Below are 13188 nucleotides of genomic sequence, written 5' to 3'. Positions count from 1 at the left end.
CGATACCTCCGGAGGTTTCCCCACCGTGCCCATCAGCCGCCGCCCGTCCGACCCCCGTTACGGAAACCGGCCGACCATGAAGGACGTGGCGGCCCGGGCGGGCGTGGGCCTGAAAACGGTGTCCCGGGTGGTCAACGGTGAGGCCGGCGTCACCCCCGACACCGAGCAGCGGGTCCAGGAGGCCATCGACGCGCTCGGTTTCCGCCGCAACGACAGCGCCCGCGTCCTGCGCAAGGGCCGAACCGCCACCGTGGGCCTGGTCCTTGAGGACCTCGCCGACCCCTTCTACGGCCCGCTGAGCCGCGCGGTGGAGGAGGTGGCCCGTGCGCACGGGGCGCTGCTCATCAACGGCTCCAGCGCCGAGGACCCGGACCGGGAGCGGGAGTTGGCGCTCGCGCTGTGCGCGCGCCGGGTCGACGGGCTGGTCGTGATCCCGGCCGGCGACGACCACCGCTACCTGGAACCCGAGATCCGGGCGGGTGTGGCCACCGTGTTCGTGGACCGCCCGGCCGGCCGGATCGACGCGGACGTGGTGCTGTCGGACAGCTTCGGGGGAGCCCGGGACGGGGTGGCCCACCTGATCGCGGGCGGCCACCGCCGCATCGGATTCATCGGCGACCATCCGCGCATCCACACGGTGGCGGAGCGCCTGCGCGGCTACCGCGCGGCGATGGCGGACGCGGGCCTACCGGTGGCCGAATCATGGATCTCCCTCGGCTCCACGGCCCCCGAACGGGTCTCCGCGGCGGCCCGGGCGCTGCTCGCGGGCCCGGAGGCGGTGTCGGCCGTCTTCGCCGGCAACAACCGCGTGACGGTCACCGTGGTACGGGTCCTCGCCGAGCGGGAGCGCCCGGTGGCCCTGGTCGGCTTCGACGACTTCGAACTGGCCGACCTGCTCCGCCCCGGCGTCACCGTGGTCGCCCAGGACCCGGCGAAGCTGGGCCGGGTGGCCACGGACCGGCTCTTCCAGCGCCTCGCCGGAACGAGCCTGCCCCCGACCCGCATCGAACTCCCGACCCGCCTGATCCCCCGCGGCTCGGGCGAACTGAGCCCGGCCTACTGACCGCTGAGTCCCAGTCGGCCGAGCCCCTGGTCGATGGCCGCGAGGGCCGCCTGGCCGGCCAGTGCGGGTGCCGCCTGGAGCAAGCCCGCTCTGATCCGGTGCCAGGCCCCCACCCGGCGGCCCTGTTCCTGGTCCGTGTCCTGGAGCACGGCGACATCCCCGTCGAACGCGGTCCCGGAAAGGCCGTGTTCACTCGCCAGAGCTTGGAGCCGGTCGATGAGAAGGGCGGTCTCCGTCGCGGGGTGGCCGACGTTCTGCGTGACGGACATGCCCTGGGCAGCGGCGCCGCCGTACACGTTCTGGGTGAAGGTGGGGGCGGCTGCGGGCTGCTGCTGGTGGTGATGGTTCATGTACTGCCTCACGGTCAGGGTGGACACCGCGCAGTCCTCGCCGCGCGACGTAAGCCTCAGGGCCTCGGACTCCCCATCGGGCCGCAGGAGCAGGGCCAGTCCGTGTCCCTGCAGGTAGCGGGCGGCGCGCCGCACGATCTGGGGGCGCAGCGGAAGACCGAGGAAGCGCGTCCGGGTCAGGAAGAGCCTCAGACAGACAGTGGCGTCGGCCGTCTCCGCGGCCTGGCGGACCAGTTCGTCGAGGAGGAACTCGAACTGCGGGCGTACACGCCGTCGGGCCTGGACGACCCGGTCCGCCTCGACCAGCCCTGCCGCCGTCGCGCCCAGGAGCGCCGCACCGAAGGTGTACTCCAAGGTGATGTGGCCGATGCTCCTGAGCCGGCGGGCCGCCTCGTCCGCCTGCGTGGCGCGCGGGTGGTCGTCGGCGACGAAGTCGTCGAGGGGCACCTCCGAGCCGATCGCGGCGCCTCGTTCCCGGAGCCAGATCAGCAGTTCGACAGCCAGGTCGTCGGTCCGCTCCGTGGCGAGCTCGGCAATGAGGTCGGCGGCGTTCATGACGGGTCGGCGATGCCCGCCGCAGCGCAGAACTCTTCGATGTCCGCCAGCAGGCGGGGATGGCCGCTCAGGTCGACACGGTTCGCGTCCCGGGCCTGGCCGAGCAGTTCGGACAGCTGCTGGGTGTACTTGGTCCGCCATGTGGCGGCATACCGCTCCGGGAAGCCCGAAGTTCCCTGCGTCCCGCCGCCCGACGCGAGCGTGGCCAGCCCTGCCAGGGCTTCCGCTAACCGGTCCGGCCACGGGTCAGCCGCCCGCTGCGCCAGGTCCGGCAACGCCGCGAGCCTCCCCGCGAGTTGGGCAACGCGTGTGGTCCGCCTGTCCAGCCGGCCGCCCTCTTCCGGCTTGTCACGCAGGGAGCGGGCGTATGTTACGCGCTCCGCCTGTTTGAGAGGGGCGCCCTTGGCCTCGTCCAGGTCGGAACGCAGTTGGAGGTGGCGCCGCTCGGCGGCCTGCCGGGACTTCAGTCCCAGGGCCTGCGCGATCCGGGCCCAGGTGACGTTCTTGCTCCGGGCGGCTCCGAGGAGGCGGACCTCATCGGACTGGAGCTTCTCGCGGAGTTCCCGGATGACCAGCAGGGCGGCCAGCAGGTCCGTCTCCCCGATGCCTTCAACCGCACCCGGCTCGTCGAGGCCGCGAACGACACGATCGTACTTCTGCGCGATGTCCGTGAGCTGCCGTGAGGTGTCGTGGATGCTCGGCATCCCCGCAGGCCGTCCGAGCCATTTCTCGTCCTTCCTGACCGGGGTCGTCATCAGATGCCACCAGGCGCTCAGCCGGTCCCACTCGGCCGCGGGCCTGCCGGCGGATGTCATCTGCGGGACGACATTTGTCATCTGCGGGACGACGCCCGGATCTTCCTTCATGAACGGATCTCCTGGAACACGCGACGGAGAAGGCACGACGAGCAGATGGCAGCGGATCCCGGACTCGCACGACCACTCCGCTCCCTCCACCATCTTCCAGCAGATGGAACCTCCGCGTGACTTCTCGGCCAATTCGCCATGCTTCGCCATGGCTCGCGACGGCATCAACTCACCGCTTTCCCCTCGAAGCGTTCTAAACCATGATGGACACACCGCAGCCCCGACCGGAGTCGTCCGGTCGGGGCTGCGGTGGCGTACCGGCAGGGTCTCGGTCAGGAGGTAGCCGTCAGGGTCGCCGAGCGGCGCGGGATCGCGAAGGCGTCCAGCTCCGCGCGGGTCAGGCCGGTCAGGGCGGTGACCTCGTCGGCGCCGACGGCGCCGCAGTCGAGGCCGCGCACCAGGTAGCCGGCCAGCGCCTTCGCGGTGGCGGGCTCGTCCATCACGTCGCCCTCGATCTTGGCGACGTACGCCTTCAGGCGCGCGGCGGCGGCGTCGAGGCCCTCGCGGTAGAAGGTGAAGACGGCCGCGTAGCGGGTCGGGAGGTGTGCCGGGTGCATGTCCCAGCCCTGGTAGTAGGCGCGGGCCAGGGCGCGGCGGGTCAGGCCGTAGTGGAGCTTCCAGGCCTCGTGGACGTGCTCGGTGGTGCCGATCGGGAGCACGTTCGTGGAGCCGTCGGATACGCGTACGCCGGTGCCGGCGGCCGCTACCTGCATGATCGCCTTCGCGTGGTCGGCGGCCGGGTGGTCGCTCGACTGGTACGCGGCGGAGACGCCGACGCAGGCGCTGTAGTCGAAGGTGCCGTAGTGCAGACCGGTGGCGCGGCCCCGGGCGGCCTCGATCATCCGGGCCACGGTGGCGGTGCCGTCGGAGGCCAGGATGGACTGGCTGGTCTCGATCTGGATCTCGAAGCCGATCCGCCCCGGGCGCAGGCCGCGGGCCGCCTCGAAGGCCTCCAGCAGCTTGACGAAGGCGCTGACCTGCTCGGCGTACGTCACCTTCGGAAGGGTCAGCACGAGGCCCTCGGGGAGCCCGCCGTTCGCCAGCAGGCCCGAGAGGAAGACGTCGGTGGTGCGGATGCCGCGGTCGCGGACGTTGGCCTCCATGCACTTCATGCGGATGCCCATGTACGGGGCGTTCGTGCCGTTGGAGAAGGCCTCCGAGACGAGGCGGGCAGCGCGGGCCGCGGCCTGGTCCTCCTCCTCGTCGGAGCGGACCCCGAAACCGTCCTCGAAGTCGACGCGGAGGTCCTCGACGGGCTCGCTCAGCAGCTTGGCGCGGACGCGGTCGTAGACCGGTGCGGCCAGTTCGTCGGAGATGCCGAGCACCTTGGCGAAGGTGGCGGCGTCCGGGGCGTGCTCGTCGAGGGCGGCGAGGGCCCGGTCGCCCCAGGAGCGGATGGTGTCCGCCGCGAAGACGTCACCGGGTACGTAGACCGTGTGGATGGGCTGACGGGTGCCGGGGTCGCCCGGGTAGTGGCGCGCGAGTTCCGCGTCCACCGGCGCGAGAGAGGCGCTGATGTCCTCGCTGACCGCGCCTGCGAGGCTCGTCGCCACCTTCTCCTGCTGACCCATCGTGCACTCTCCTCTTTTCCGCTTCACGGAAGCTTAGATCCGCATAGCAGAATTTAGTCACGTGGTTCCGCTCCGTCAATGGTCCCTCTCCCGTCCCGGACAAACGACTCGGGGCCGTGCGGTGAGAATCACCACACGGCCCCGGAGGCCACGTAACCGCAGGTCGGTCAGCCCTTGCGGACCTTGATCGCCTCGGTCAGCTGCGGGACGACCGCGAAGAGGTCGCCGACCACGCCGTAGTCGACCAGGTCGAAGATCGGGGCCTCGGCGTCCTTGTTGATGGCCACGATGGTCTTCGAGGTCTGCATGCCGGCCCGGTGCTGGATCGCGCCCGAGATGCCGGAGGCGATGTACAGCTGCGGGGAGACCGACTTGCCGGTCTGGCCGACCTGGTTGGAGTGCGGGTACCAGCCGGCGTCGACGGCGGCGCGCGAGGCGCCGACGGCGGCACCGAGGGAGTCCGCGAGCTCCTCGATGATGTGGAAGTTCTCGGCGCCGTTGACGCCGCGGCCACCGGAGACCACGATCGCGGCCTCGGTCAGCTCGGGGCGGCCGGTCGACTCGCGCGGGGTGCGGGAGACGACCTTGGTGCCGGTGGCCAGGGCGCCGAAGGTGACGGCGAGCGCCTCGACGGCGCCGGCGGCCGGGGCGGCCTCGACCGGAGCCGAGTTCGGCTTCACGGTGATGACCGGGGTGCCCTTGGAGACACGGGACTTGGTGGTGAACGACGCGGCGAAGGCGGACTGCGTCGCGACCGGGCCCTCGTCACCCGCCTCCAGGTCGACGGCGTCGGTGATGATGCCGGAGCCGATGCGGACCGCCAGGCGGGCGGCGATCTCCTTGCCCTCGGCGGAGGACGGGACGAGCACGGCGGCCGGGGAGACGGCCTCGTAGGCGGCCTGGAGCGCGTCCACCTTCGGTACGACGAGGTACTCGGTGAACTCGGGGGCGTCGGCGGTGAGGACCTTGACGGCGCCGTGCTCGGCGAGCACGGCGGCGGTGTCGGCCGCACCGGCGCCCAGGGCGACGGCGACGGGCTCGCCGATGCGGCGGGCCAGCGTCAGCAGCTCAAGGGTGGGCTTGCGGACGGCGCCGTCCACGTGGTCGACGTAGACGAGAACTTCAGCCATGGGACTGCTCTCCTGCTATTGCGAAGTGTCTGGGGGCGTGTGAGGGGTGGCCGAAGTTCTTAGATGAACTTCTGGCCGGCCAGGAACTCGGCCAGCTGCTTGCCGCCCTCGCCCTCGTCCTTGACGATCGTGCCGGCGGTGCGGGCCGGACGCTGGGCCGCGGAGTCGACCGTGGTCCAGGAGCCTTCCAGACCGACCTCGTCGGCCTCGATCTCCAGCTCCTCCAGGTCCCAGGACTCCACCGGCTTCTTCTTGGCGGCCATGATGCCCTTGAAGGACGGGTAGCGCGCCTCGCCCGACTGGTCCGTCACCGAGACGAGCGCCGGGAGGGAGGCCTCCAGCTGCTCGCTCGCGGTGTCGCCGTCGCGGCGGCCGGTCACGGTGCCGTCCTCGACCTTGACCTCGGAGAGCAGGGTGACCTGCGGGACGCCCAGGCGCTCGGCCAGGATCGCCGGGAGCACGCCCATGGTGCCGTCGGTCGACGCCATGCCCGTGATGACCAGGTCGTAGCCGGCCTTCTCGATCGCCTTGGCGAGCACCAGCGAGGTGCCCATGACGTCGGTGCCGTGCAGGTCGTCGTCCTCGACGTGGATGGCCTTGTCGGCGCCCATCGACAGCGCCTTGCGCAGCGCGTCCTTGGCGTCCTCGGGGCCCACCGTCAGAACGGTGATCTCGGCATCGTCGGCCTCGTCGGCGATCTGCAGCGCCTGCTCGACGGCGTACTCGTCGAGCTCCGACAGCAGGCCGTCGACGTCGTCGCGGTCGACGGTCAGGTCATCGGCGAAGTGCCGGTCGCCGGTGGCGTCGGGCACGTACTTCACACAGACAACGATCCTCAGGCTCACGCCGGCTCTCCTACCGCATCGTCTTTTTCTGATACCGCCTTGTGCAGGCAGCATAGGCGCCTTGTCGGGCGGATCCCGGTCGGGGCGGCCCGCGCTCCGAAGGGAATGTTACTCGTCAGTACACCGTGGGTCCCGCCAAGTCGCAAGGCTGGTCAACTGTGATCTGCCCAACGCCGCCCGACCCGCCCAAGCAGGGACGATTCAGTCGCGCAAGGCGTTGAAGCGTCCCTGGTGGTAGAGCAGGGGCCGGCCTTCGCCGGCCGGATCCCCCACGACCGCCTCCGCGATGATCACACGGTGCTCGCCGGCGGGCACCCGGGCCACCACCCTGCACACCAGCCACGCCAGTACGCCGTCCAGCACGGGAACCCCGTGGGGCCCGGCGTGCCAGCCGGTGGCCGGGCCGAAACGGTCGGCTCCGCTCCGGGCGAAGAGACCGGCCAGCTCCCGCTGGTGCTCGCCGAGTATGTGGACGCCGAGGTGCTCGCTGTCGCGCACCGCGGGCCAGCTGGAGGCCCCGGTGGCGATGGTGAAGGAGAGCAGCGGAGGATCCGCGGACACGGAGTTGAGCGAGGTGGCAGTGAAGCCCGCCGGCCGGCCGCCGGTCTCGGCGGTGATCACGGCGACTCCGGCGGCGTGCTGCCGGAACACGGAGCGCAGGAGGTCGGGCGAGCCGGGGAGCCCGGCGCCGGATCGGGGGGACGGAACCGTCGGGGCCGCGGGAGCGGTCATCGGGGTACTTCCTTCTGCCGCGGAGCACGCGGGCGCTGTCGGGGATCGGGGACCGGGGACGTTCAGTGATCCCGACAGCGCGCGCTCGCGTGGCGGACGAGGTCGATGTGGACCCGTCCGTAAAGCATGAGTTCATACGGCATGCGGCCAGCCTGGCGATCGCGCGTGTACACAGTCAAGCCGGATCGGGCAGATGTCAGGCGCGTCACGCTGCGTGCGGGCTCGCGGCACGGCGCGTGTGCCGGTGCTCGTACCGATGCCCGGACCGGCCCGTCCACCTGCGCGCTTGTCATACGGCGGCCCCGAGAGCGGCGATCACGTCCGCCTTGCGCGGCATCCCGGCCGCCCTGCGGACGATCCGGCCCGCCCCGTCCAGGACGAGCACGGTCGGGGTCTTCTCGATCCCCAGGGCCCGGACCAGTTCGAGCCGGTCCTCGGCGTCGATCTCGATGTGCGCGACCCCCTCGACCATCGCCGCGACCTCGGCGAGGATCCGCCGGGTGGCCCGGCAGGGCTGGCAGAACGCGCTGGAGAACTGCACCAGGCTGGCCCGCTCCCCCGGCTCCGCGCCCAGTTCCGCCGCGCCCAGCCGTCCCGCCGCGTCAAGCTGCCCGCGCACCCGCGCTCCCGTCGTCGCCTCGCCCGCCACCCGGCCGTCACCCCGGCCGTCGCCTTCGTGTGCGTACATCATCGCCGTACGCTCGTACGGAGATCGAAGCGCCCGCCGGACCTGCATGATTCCCGGCGTGACGAGAATCTCCCCGGGCACGGGCGTCTGGGCTGGCCAGCAGCGCGCACATGGGGCACGATCCCCAATGGCGCGTACCTACGCTGCCGTAACTTCCGGCCGGGAGCACCTCCCCAGGCAGAAAGCGGGGTCTCCGCACCATGGCTGAGTTCGTCTACCCCCCGGTGATCGGCGCCGCGCACACGCTCTTCCGTGCGCTGGACATCCGGATCGACGTGAAGGGCACCGAGAACATCCCGCGCAAGGGCGGGGCGGTCCTGGTGTCGAACCACATCGGCTACCTCGACTTCATCTTCGCCGGCCTGACCGCGCGGCCGCAGAAGCGCCTGGTGCGGTTCATGGCGAAGGAGTCGGTGTTCCGGCACAAGGTGTCCGGCCCGCTGATGCGCGCGATGAAGCACATCCCGGTGGACCGCGCGCAGGGTGAGTCGGCGTACCAGCACGCGCTCGACTCGCTGCGCTCCGGCGAGATCATCGGGGTGTTCCCGGAAGCGACGATCTCCCAGTCCTTCACCCTCAAGAGCTTCAAGTCGGGTGCGGCGCGCATGGCGCAGGAGGCCGGCGTCCCGCTGATCCCGGTGGCGCTGTGGGGCACCCAGCGGCTGTGGACCAAGGGCCGCCCGAAGAACCTCAAGCGCAGCCACATCCCCGTGACCATGCGCGTCGGCGAGCCGCTCGAGGCGCCGGCCGACCAGTACGCCGGTGCCATCACCCGGCGCCTGCGCGAGCGCGTGCAGGAACTGCTGGACGCGGCGCAGCGGGCCTACCCGGAGAAGCCCAAGGGCGCCGAGGACTCGTGGTGGCTGCCGGCCCACCTGGGCGGGACCGCGCCGACGCCGGCGCAGGTGAAGGAAGCGGGCTGATCCCCGGAGCAGAGTGCGGCCCCGCCCCTTCGGGGGCCGGGGCCGCAGTCATCCGGGATCCTGGCGCCGGGCGCCTCAGCCCGGGAAGGTCCTGCCGTCGGGCAGCTGCGGCGCGTCCGCGGGGTCGCGCCCGGCGATGCCGCCCCGGGCCGGGTCGTCCTCGGGGGGACCGCACGGCGCGGTGATGCACTGCCATTCCGTCGGCTTCCCGGGGGTGACGATGATCCTGTCGTCGGATGAACCGCCCTTGCCCGGGTGCTTCTTGCCCGACTTGTCGCTGCCCCACTTGCCGGGACGGTTCTTGGCGGGCTGGTCCTCCCCGGGGGCGATCTTGATGGTGCCTTCGCTGCCGGGCGGGACGACCAGGAGGAGGCTGGACTTGTTGCCGTCGTCCCCGTCGGCGGTGACCGTCACGACCGTGTGGGGTGCCGCCGGGGTGGCGGCGAAGGCGGTCGTGGGCACCAGCACCGCTCCGGCGGCTACGGCGGTCGTGGCCGCGAACAGAACGAGGTGTCGGGTTCGAAAGGGGTGGGTCATGGCGGTTCTCCTCTGGCGAGGGGCGAAAAATGGACATCTCCAGTACGCCTGGCCGCGCGCATGGCGTCACGCCCCTGAATCTCGTGGCTTGACGGCCCGGAGCACCCTGATAGCCGGGCCGGCGCGAGCCGCCGTCGCCCGCGCCCCCCACGCGCCCGCTCAGCTGGGGTTGTCGGCGTGGGTCAGGGTCTCCCACGCCTCGAAGTGGTTCTCGGTGCCCGCCGGACGCCGCCCCTCGGTGAGCCTGCGGGTGTTCTCCATCGTCACGCCGAGCCGGGTGTGCAGGGCGTTGTAGCCGACCTCGGTCGCCGGGCCGATGCCCTTGGCCAGGCTTCCGCCGCACAGCCAGGACGGCACCGCCGCGCCGAGTTCGTACTTCGCGTGGAAGCCGAGCGCGTGCCGGAAGCGGTCCTTGAACTGCGGGTACAGGTCTCGCCCCTGGATCCTTGAGGTCTCGGCGACGTGCATGGCCGCCGCGATCCCCATGCCCGTGTGGCCGAAGTCCCGGCAGGTCTCCTGGGCGAGGCCGTCGACGAAGGTGCTCTGGCCGTGCCAGTACTCCACCAGCTCGCTCCTGGTGTCGATGGTCGAGCGCGGCGGGTACACGGGCTGCGCCCCGTCGGACGCCAGGTAGAAGTAGGCGGGGACGCGGCCGAGGTAGATCCCCATCGCCTTGTCGTAGCTCGCGCGGTCGTCGAGGTGGACGGCGATGCCCACGGCGGCGTCCATCATGATCAGTTCCCAGTTGCCGTTGGTGTTCGGCCTTCCGTTGATCACCTCGGGCAGGTAGACCTCGCGCAGCATCGTCGCGAAGCGGCCCTGGTTCGCCCAGCCGCCGCCGTACGTGTGCTTGACGATCTCGGCGGCGCGCGGCCAGGTCGATCCCGCCCAGCCGCTCTGCAGCGGGGCGTTGCTGTTGGTGTGGTCCTTGATCTGCGCGGACCAGGCGTCCATCAGCTCGATCGACTTCTTCGCGTACCGGGTGTCCCTGGTGATGTACCAGGCGAGTGCCTGGGTGTAGGCGGCGATGGCGTCCTCGCGCTCGTCGGAACACCCGATGTCGGGGTTCGAGTACGAGCCGCACTCGACGACGGCGCGCGGCTTGGGCGTGCGGGACAGCGAGCCGTACTTGCTCGCGAGCATGGAGTCGAAGGCCGACTTCCACGGCTGGGCTCCCGCCTGCACCTTCGCCCGTACGAAGTCCAGCTGGGCGCGGCTGTTGAGGACTCCCGGGTGGGCGAACTGCGCGGGGGCCGCGGGTGCGGCGGGTGCGGCGGGGGCGGCGGGGGCGGCGGGGGCCGCAGCCAGGGTGGGGACGGGGACCAAGGCCGCCGACAGGCCGAGTGCCAGGGCGGTGAGCGCGGCGGGTAATCCGAAACGCATGGGGGGGCCTTCCGGTGGGAGGGATTCCGGCGCCCCTGAAGGTACTCATGCCCATGCCAAGCTGACAACGACATCTGGCAAGAAACTTTCCTGTCAGCTCTCCCGCCTGCGGCGGCGATGGGCGGCGACGCGGACCCGGCCGGCACACCTGCCGGAGCAGTACCGGCGGACGCTGCCCGGCCCGGTGGCGAGGAAGAACCGGCCGCACCCCGGGGCGGCGCAGGCGCCCCAGGCGATCCGCCCGTACTCGGTGAGGAGTTGGGCGAGCGCGAGGGCGCCGGAGGCGAGGAACCAGTCGCCCCAGCCCGCCTCCTCGCCGCGGTCCACGTGCAGGTGCCACGGGTGGCCGTCGTGCCGGGTTAGCCGGGGCCGGGTGGCGCACTCGGCCAGCAGCGCGTTGAGGGCGCCGGCGGCGCGGTCCTCGTCGCTCTCGCCGAGCACCCCCGCCATCCGCCGGGCGGCCGTGCGCAGTTCGGCGGCGTCCGCCTCGGAGAACGCCTGCCCGGTGAGGTCCGCCGGGCGCTCCCCGTGCCCGGCGAGCAGCTCCGCGAGGGCGGCGCGCGACAGCTCGGGGTCGGCGCGGACCGCCTCGGCGAGGTCGATCAGCCGCCGGGCCGCCGAGAAGCCCCCTCGATCGTCCGCCACACCCGGATCCTTTCCCCGTACACCTGAATGACGTAACGTCTTGTTCGCCTATCACGTTACACACTGGGGGTCTGGGGTTGAGCGGGTTCGGGAGGTACCTGGCGGCGGCGCTGGCCGCGCGGTTGGCGTCGGAGGGCATGGGCATGGCCGTGGTGCTGCTCGCCCTGGAGCGCACCGGGAGCGCGGCGTACGGGGCGTTCGTCCTGACGGCCTGGCTGGCACCGCACGTGCTGGCGGCTCCGCTGGCGGGCGCCGCGGCGGCCCGGGTCCGGCGGCCGAGGCTGTTCTACGTGGGCACCCTGGCGGGGTTCACGGCCGCCATAGCGGCGCTGGCCGTGCTGCTGGGCCGGGCGCCCGTGCCGCTGGTACTGGCGGTGGCGGCGCTCGGGGGCAGCTGCGGGCCGATGGTGACGGGCGGACTGTCCAGCCTGGTCACGGGGCTGGTCCCGGCGGGCGCCGGGCGCGACCGGGCGTACGGCTGGGACGCGTCCACCTACAACGCCGCCTCGGTCACGGCGCCCGCGGCGGTCAGCCTGGCCGCGGCGCTGGGCTCGGCCGCTCCGGCGATGGCGCTCCTGGCGGCCTCCGGCGCGTTGGCGGCGGGGCTCGCGGCCACGCTCCCGTACGAGGACCCGGGCGCGGACCCGTCGAAGGGCGGACCGCGGGCCGGGGTGGGCGCGGGACTCGCCGCCCTGTGGCGGGTCCGGGAGCTGCGGGCGGTCACCTCGGCGACGACCCTGGCCTTCGTCGGCGTGGGCGCCCTCACCACCACCTCGGTCCTGCTGGCCGACGGGCTCGGCAGCCCGGGTGCCGGGGGCGCGCTGATGACGGCCTTCGCGGTCGGCGCGCTGGCGGGCTCGCTGACGCTCGGCCGGATGACCTCCGTGGAGCCGGGCCTGCTGGTGCGGTGGGCGCTGGCCGGGACCGGGGCGGCGCTGGCGGCCGCCTCGTTCACGTCGTCCGTGGCCGCCGCGGCGGCGCTGTTCGCGGTGGCCGGGGTGTGCGACGGACCGCTGCTCACGGCCACCTTGCGGATCCGCTCGGAGCACGCCCCGGACGAGGTGCGGACGCAGGTGTTCACCCTGGGCGCGGGACTCAAGCTGACGGCGGCGTCGGCCGGGGCGGCCCTGGTGGGGGTCGCCGCCGACGCGCCCGCGTGGACGCTGCTGACCGGGATCGCGGGACTGCAGCTCGCGGCGGCACTGCTGCACGCGCTGACGGCCGCGCGGCGCCCCCGCCCCTCACCGGCGCCGCCGCCGGTCACAGAGCCGCCGGAAGCCTCCGCCACAACTCCGGCCGGTCGACGGACTCCTGGAGGGCCTTGAGCACGGCCGGGTGCGGGGCGGCGTACAGCCCGGGGTAGTCGACCTCGCCGATTTCCGGGCGTACGGGGAAGGCCAGTCGTTCGCCGTCGAGGCTGAACCGCGCGTCCACGCCGGGCTTGTTGCCGCGCGGATCCTGCCGGTGCCAGCGCGAGGCGCCGGGCAGGCGCAGCGCGATCAGACCGTGGATCACGGGACGGGTTCCGTCGTCGTCCGCGAGGCGCTGGTAGCACAGGGCCGTCGCGATGCCCTGGGCGCGCAGGAGGGCGGCCAGGGCGTGGGACTTGGCGTGGCAGATGCCGTTGCGGGTGGCCAGGACGTCGGAGGCGCGCCAGGTGACGCGCGTGTCGCCCGAGTCCGCCGAGTGCGGGATCGTGTCGCGGACGCACTCGAAGGCGGCCTCGGCGTACGCGCGCGCGTCGCCGCCCGTCGCGGCCCGGAGGGCGTCGGCGGTGTCGCGCACGAGCGGGTGGTGGTGGTCGATGACGTCGTCGGCCGCCAGGTAGGCGGCAAGGCCGGTCTGCTCCTGGATCAGTTCCATGACCCAGGAGCATACCTATGCGACATCTTGCATATCT

14 protein-coding genes are annotated in these 13188 nt (G+C 72.4%); 3 read left to right on the top strand and 11 right to left on the bottom strand.

All coding sequences use genetic code 11. The features are described from left to right. The first annotated feature begins 76 nt into the window (after positions 1-76). On the top strand, positions 77-1063 hold the full coding sequence (locus ACFCZ1_RS00525; protein WP_376676748.1) for a LacI family DNA-binding transcriptional regulator: 987 nt from the start codon (positions 77-79) through the stop codon (positions 1061-1063). Here ACFCZ1_RS00525 and ACFCZ1_RS00520 read toward each other — a convergent pair. The 7 genes from ACFCZ1_RS00520 to ACFCZ1_RS00490 all read right to left on the bottom strand — a co-directional run bounded on the left by ACFCZ1_RS00520 (position 1057) and on the right by ACFCZ1_RS00490 (position 7800). Further along, complete coding sequence (locus ACFCZ1_RS00520; RefSeq protein ID WP_376676094.1) at positions 1057-1968, bottom strand: hypothetical protein; 912 nt, start codon at positions 1966-1968, stop codon at positions 1057-1059. The two genes, ACFCZ1_RS00525 and ACFCZ1_RS00520, sit on opposite strands and share 7 nt — an antisense overlap. Then, on the bottom strand, positions 1965-2834 hold the full coding sequence (locus tag ACFCZ1_RS00515; protein ID WP_376676093.1) for a hypothetical protein: 870 nt from the start codon (positions 2832-2834) through the stop codon (positions 1965-1967). The genes ACFCZ1_RS00520 and ACFCZ1_RS00515 overlap by 4 nt, the downstream gene beginning before the upstream one ends. 272 nt (positions 2835-3106) lie before the next feature. Then, complete coding sequence (locus ACFCZ1_RS00510; RefSeq protein ID WP_376676092.1) at positions 3107-4405, bottom strand: DUF6986 family protein; 1299 nt, start codon at positions 4403-4405, stop codon at positions 3107-3109. Positions 4406-4572: 167 nt separating this feature from the next. Next, positions 4573-5535 (bottom strand): electron transfer flavoprotein subunit alpha/FixB family protein, encoded by a 963-nt coding sequence (locus tag ACFCZ1_RS00505; RefSeq protein WP_376676091.1) that lies wholly within the window; start codon positions 5533-5535, stop codon positions 4573-4575. Between the two features lie 59 nt (positions 5536-5594). Beyond that, positions 5595-6380, bottom strand: coding sequence for an electron transfer flavoprotein subunit beta/FixA family protein (locus tag ACFCZ1_RS00500; RefSeq protein ID WP_328924336.1), 786 nt, complete (start codon positions 6378-6380; stop codon positions 5595-5597). A 201-nt stretch (positions 6381-6581) separates the two neighbouring features. Continuing rightward, positions 6582-7112 carry a flavin reductase family protein gene (locus ACFCZ1_RS00495; RefSeq protein WP_376676090.1) on the bottom strand — a complete coding sequence of 177 codons (531 nt, stop codon included), beginning with the start codon at positions 7110-7112 and terminating at the stop codon, positions 6582-6584. A gap of 289 nt (positions 7113-7401) precedes the next feature. Beyond that, the gene (locus tag ACFCZ1_RS00490; RefSeq protein WP_376676747.1) at positions 7402-7800 is read right to left on the bottom strand and encodes a thioredoxin family protein; all 399 of its coding nucleotides are present in this window, start codon (positions 7798-7800) and stop codon (positions 7402-7404) included. Between the two features lie 200 nt (positions 7801-8000). Between ACFCZ1_RS00490 and ACFCZ1_RS00485 the strand changes: the two genes are divergently transcribed. Next, complete coding sequence (locus ACFCZ1_RS00485) at positions 8001-8723, top strand: lysophospholipid acyltransferase family protein (protein WP_376676089.1); 723 nt, start codon at positions 8001-8003, stop codon at positions 8721-8723. Positions 8724-8798: 75 nt separating this feature from the next. Here the strand turns inward: ACFCZ1_RS00485 and ACFCZ1_RS00480 are convergent, their stop codons facing one another. The 3 genes from ACFCZ1_RS00480 to ACFCZ1_RS00470 form a co-directional block, all read right to left on the bottom strand. After that, on the bottom strand, positions 8799-9260 hold the full coding sequence (locus ACFCZ1_RS00480; RefSeq protein WP_376676088.1) for a hypothetical protein: 462 nt from the start codon (positions 9258-9260) through the stop codon (positions 8799-8801). A gap of 159 nt (positions 9261-9419) precedes the next feature. Then, the gene (locus ACFCZ1_RS00475) at positions 9420-10643 is read right to left on the bottom strand and encodes an alginate lyase family protein (RefSeq protein WP_376676087.1); all 1224 of its coding nucleotides are present in this window, start codon (positions 10641-10643) and stop codon (positions 9420-9422) included. A gap of 93 nt (positions 10644-10736) precedes the next feature. After that, positions 10737-11288 carry a CGNR zinc finger domain-containing protein gene (locus ACFCZ1_RS00470; protein WP_376676086.1) on the bottom strand — a complete coding sequence of 184 codons (552 nt, stop codon included), beginning with the start codon at positions 11286-11288 and terminating at the stop codon, positions 10737-10739. A 77-nt stretch (positions 11289-11365) separates the two neighbouring features. Between ACFCZ1_RS00470 and ACFCZ1_RS00465 the strand changes: the two genes are divergently transcribed. Beyond that, positions 11366-12613, top strand: a complete 1248-nt coding sequence (locus ACFCZ1_RS00465; RefSeq protein WP_376676085.1) for an MFS transporter — start codon at positions 11366-11368, stop codon at positions 12611-12613. Here ACFCZ1_RS00465 and ACFCZ1_RS00460 read toward each other — a convergent pair. Next, positions 12549-13151 carry a transglutaminase family protein gene (locus ACFCZ1_RS00460; protein WP_376676084.1) on the bottom strand — a complete coding sequence of 201 codons (603 nt, stop codon included), beginning with the start codon at positions 13149-13151 and terminating at the stop codon, positions 12549-12551. The two genes, ACFCZ1_RS00465 and ACFCZ1_RS00460, sit on opposite strands and share 65 nt — an antisense overlap. Positions 13152-13188: the final 37 nt, after the last annotated feature.

Origin of the sequence: Streptomyces sp. NPDC056224, from assembly GCF_042267665.1 — a bacterium.
Lineage (GTDB): Bacteria > Actinomycetota > Actinomycetes > Streptomycetales > Streptomycetaceae > Streptomyces.
This window is presented reverse-complemented; position numbering and strand designations above follow the sequence as displayed.